5 protein-coding genes and 1 pseudogene are annotated in these 3,979 nt (G+C 63.9%); all 6 read left to right on the forward strand.

What is annotated here, in order from left to right; translation table 11 throughout:
- A pseudogene (locus EN780_RS40900) lies at positions 1-104 on the forward strand (quinolinate synthase NadA); the annotation flags it as partial.
- Positions 101-1,642 carry an L-aspartate oxidase gene (locus EN780_RS28955; RefSeq protein ID WP_128275996.1) on the forward strand — a complete coding sequence of 514 codons (1,542 nt, stop codon included), beginning with the start codon at positions 101-103 and terminating at the stop codon, positions 1,640-1,642. The pseudogene EN780_RS40900 and the gene EN780_RS28955, both read left to right, overlap by 4 nt.
- A 1-nt stretch (position 1,643) precedes the next feature.
- Positions 1,644-2,525: a carboxylating nicotinate-nucleotide diphosphorylase gene (nadC, locus tag EN780_RS28960; protein ID WP_128276000.1), complete on the forward strand. Its 882-nt coding sequence runs from the start codon at positions 1,644-1,646 to the stop codon at positions 2,523-2,525.
- A gap of 10 nt (positions 2,526-2,535) precedes the next feature.
- On the forward strand, positions 2,536-2,868 hold the full coding sequence (locus tag EN780_RS28965; protein ID WP_128275997.1) for a hypothetical protein: 333 nt from the start codon (positions 2,536-2,538) through the stop codon (positions 2,866-2,868).
- A 66-nt stretch (positions 2,869-2,934) separates the two neighbouring features.
- Positions 2,935-3,387 (forward strand): aspartate 1-decarboxylase, encoded by a 453-nt coding sequence (panD, locus tag EN780_RS28970; protein ID WP_128275998.1) that lies wholly within the window; start codon positions 2,935-2,937, stop codon positions 3,385-3,387.
- 60 nt (positions 3,388-3,447) lie between these two features.
- The coding region (locus EN780_RS28975; protein WP_128275999.1) for a radical SAM protein at positions 3,448-3,979 on the forward strand (532 nt) is incomplete at its 3' end.

Raw genomic sequence — 3,979 nt, forward strand, 5'->3', positions numbered from 1 at the left:
GTAACATCCGCAGCGCGATCGAGGAAAACCGTCACGTCATCACGATCGATCCGCGTGTCGCCGAGCGGGCCCGCTGGGCCGTCGAGCGCATGCTCTTCGTATGACCCCAGACGTCCATGACATTGGCGGGGTGCCGGTCATTGTCGGCGCTGGCATCGCCGGCCTGATGACCGCGCTTCACCTGGCGCCACAGCCGGTCGTTATTCTTTCCCGCGCTCCGCTCGGAACCGAAACCTCAAGCACGCTGGCCCAGGGCGGCCTTGCCGCGAGCCTGGGGGATGACGACAGCCCCGAACTCCATCTGACCGACACGCTCGCTGCCGGCGACGGCCTTTGCAATGAAGCGATCGCCAGGCGAGTCGTCGAGTCAGTCCCCGCAACCATCGACCACCTCATTCGTCTGGGCGCTCCTTTCGACCGCGCGTTAGACGGAAAACTGCGGCTCGGCCTGGAGGCGGCTCATTCGCGGCGCCGCATTGTCCATGCCGCCGGAGATGGCACCGGCCGCGAGTTGTTCAGCGCGCTGCTCGCCGTGGCGCGGCGAACCCGTTCGATCACAATCATGGAAGGTGCGACAGCCCTTCGCCTGGTCGTTGCAGAGGGCGGCATTGTGGGCTTGTTGGCCGTCCTGCACAGTGGCATGTTTGCTTTGCCCACCCGCCGTGTGGTGCTTGCGACTGGCGGTATCGGCGGCCTCTTTGGCGATACCACGAACCCGCTTTCCTCATACGGGCATGGCCTTGCGCTGGCCGCCTGTGCCGGCGCGGAGCTCGCCGATCTGGAATTCTTGCAGTTCCACCCGACCGCGCTCGACACGCCGCGCCGGCCAATGCTGCTTATAAGCGAAGCGGTACGGGGCGAAGGCGCGGTGCTGGTGGACGAATACGGTCACCGCTTCCTTGCCGCTATACCTGGCGCTGAATTCGCATCGCGCGACGTGGTCGCCCGCGCAATCGCCAATCAGCTCGCCGCCGGGCATCGTGTCTATCTCGACGCCAGGCGATGCCTCGGGCAAAAATTCGCAGAACGCTTCCCGGCGATCGACGCCGCTTGCAAGCAGGCCGGCATTGATCCGGCCATGGAGCCCATTCCCGTGCGTCCGGCGGCTCACTATCACATGGGCGGCGTGGCGGTAGACGCTGAAGGGCTCAGTTCCGTTGGCGGCTTGTGGGCCTGCGGCGAGGTCGCATGCACAGGGCTGCATGGCGCCAACCGTCTCGCCAGCAACTCGCTGAGCGAAGCCGTTGCAACAGCCGCCTGGGTCGCGGCAAGTGTGGCCGGCACCTCAGCCGGCTGGCAATGGCCCAGGCTGCCGGCAGTCTTTCCATTGCGACCCGACCCCTCACCTGTACGCCAACTTGTCTCCAATGCGCTTGGCATCTTTCGAAATGGCAAAGTGCTGCGCGAGGCGATCTCAACCCTTCTGCCGATCGCCGTTGGCGAGACGGCCGCGGCCGACCCGGCCCTGGTTGCGCTGTTGATCGCGATCGCAGCATTCCGCCGCGAGGAAAGCCGCGGTTCGCACTACCGGTCCGATTTCACTGGGCGCGATGCTGCCGCCCTCCCCTCGCGACTGACGCTCTGCACAGCCTTTGAGAACGCCGTCGCGCTCAGCTGGCAGAGATCCGAACGGAGCCGTTGATATGACTTCCCTTGCACCGCTTCCCCAGATCATCCTGGAACCGATCGTGCGCAGCGCCCTTCTGGAAGATTTTGGCAGGGCCGGCGACATCACGAGCGATGCGATCATCCCCGCCGATTGCAAGGCGACGCTCGCGTTGAATGCCCGGCAGGCTGGTGTCGTTGCCGGGCTCGATCTGGTCATGTTTGCCTTTCTGCTGGTCGATCCTGGGATCAGCATGCAGTTGCGCTGTCCGGAGGGCGGCAAGGTTTCGGCCGGGGAGACTATCGCGGTCGTAAGCGGCCCGGCGCGCAGCCTGCTGACGGCGGAACGGACGGCGCTCAATTTTCTCTGCAAGCTGAGCGGCATCGCAACGGCGACAGCCTCGCTGGTCAATGCGGTGCGGGGCTATAACGCAAAGATCGTTTGCACAAGAAAGACGACGCCTGGACTGCGTGTCCTGGAAAAATATGCCGTGCGCGCCGGTGGCGGCGCCAACCACCGCTTCGCGCTCGACGATGCCGTGCTCATCAAGGACAATCACATCGCTATTGCCGGTGACATCCGCACCGCGATCGAGAGGGCGCGTGGCGCCATAGGTCACATGGTCAAGATCGAGGTCGAGGTCGACACGCTGGACCAACTGGAGATGGCGCTGCAGGCGAGCGTCGACGCCGTACTTCTCGACAACATGTCGCCCGAGGACCTGGCCCAGGCTGTGGCTATGGTCGGCGGACGCGCGATCACCGAGGCCTCGGGTCGGGTGACCCCGAGAACGGCTCCGGCAATTGCTGCGACCGGGGTCGACCTTGTCTCGGTCGGCTGGCTCACCCACAGTGCCCCCATCCTCGACATCGGCCTGGATATGCCGGCTGACCGGAATTGCCGCAGGCATCTGAACTGACGGAGAGGACATGAACCGCAATCGCAGGAACTCCTTTGGCCGCAGGATGACCTGCGACAGGTCCGCTCCAGTTGCACCTCCACCGATTGCCGACGAAAGGCTGCGCAATGAATGGCAATACGGTTCCATGGGTGGGGAGGGAGAGTTGACGGAAAAGGGACAAGCAAAAGACCGCGTCGAAGCGCTCGGCGTAATTGTCTGCCGGCTCGATGAGCTGCGCCAGCTGGCTGCCTCGCAGGGGCTGGAACTTATCGGCTACCTTTTGGACGTCGCTTTCAATGAGTCATGCGACGCGATCAGAAGGGAGCGTTTATCCGCTCACGGCCAAGAAACCACGGGCTAGCGTCCGACACCACACGGGCCCCCAGGGGGCGGTGGGGCAGGATCGAAAGTCGTTTTGGAGGAAGGGATGCGCAAAATCGTTGCCGGCAAGCTGCACGGCATCCACGTCACCGAGGCCAATCTCGATTATCACGGCTCGGTCACGCTCGATCCCGACCATTGCGAACAGGCAGGCATCCTGCCGATGGAGTTTGTCGAGATCTGGAACAAGAATTCGGGCGCGCGGATTTCGACCTATGTCATCCTCGGCGAACGCGGCTCGCGCTGCTGCATTCTCAACGGCGCCGCGGCCCGCACCTGCCAGCCAGGCGACCAGGTCATCATCTGCAACTCGGTCTATGTGGACCAGGCGGAGCTCACCGCGCTCAAACCGCGTGTGCTGACCTTCGACAAGGATAATCGGATCCTCGACCGCCTTACCTATTCGGTCGAGCGCGATGCGGGCGGAGGCTACAGCTTCTGCATACTCAACGAAACCAACAACGTCCTGCCCGTGCCGGCGCTGGTGGGCAGATCGTGACGGGCTCCGAAGCCCGTTTTCTTGGCTGATACCCAAACGCTTTTGCCTGATGGAGGTGGAATGAACGCGGAACTTGGCCCGGACCTGACATCGGACCCTCTCGGTTGGGCGCTTCCGCCTTGGACCCGGGCGGAAGCCCAGGCTATCCACGATCTACCGTTCAATGACCTGCTGTTCCGGGCCCAGACGATCCATCGTGAGAATTTCGATCCCAACCGGGTGCAGTTGTCGCGCCTGCTCTCGATCAAGACCGGCGGCTGCCCCGAGGATTGCGGCTATTGCAGCCAGTCCGCGCATCATCAGTCCGGCCTCAAGGCTTCGAAGCTGATGGAGGTCCAGCGCGTCATCGCCGAGGCGACGAAGGCCCGCGATGCCGGCGCCACACGCTATTGCATGGGGGCCGCCGCGTGGCGCAGCCCCAAGGAGCGCGACATGGACGCGGTGGTCGCCATGGTCGAGGGTGTCAAGGCGCTCGGCATGGAGACCTGCATGACGCTCGGCATGCTCGACCTCGATCAGGCGCAAAGGCTCAAACGGGCCGGGCTCGACTACTACAACCACAACATCGACACCTCCGAGCGCTACTACGCAG

The sequence above is a fragment of the Mesorhizobium sp. M4B.F.Ca.ET.089.01.1.1 genome (genome assembly GCF_004022605.1).
Lineage (GTDB): Bacteria > Pseudomonadota > Alphaproteobacteria > Rhizobiales > Rhizobiaceae > Mesorhizobium > Mesorhizobium abyssinicae.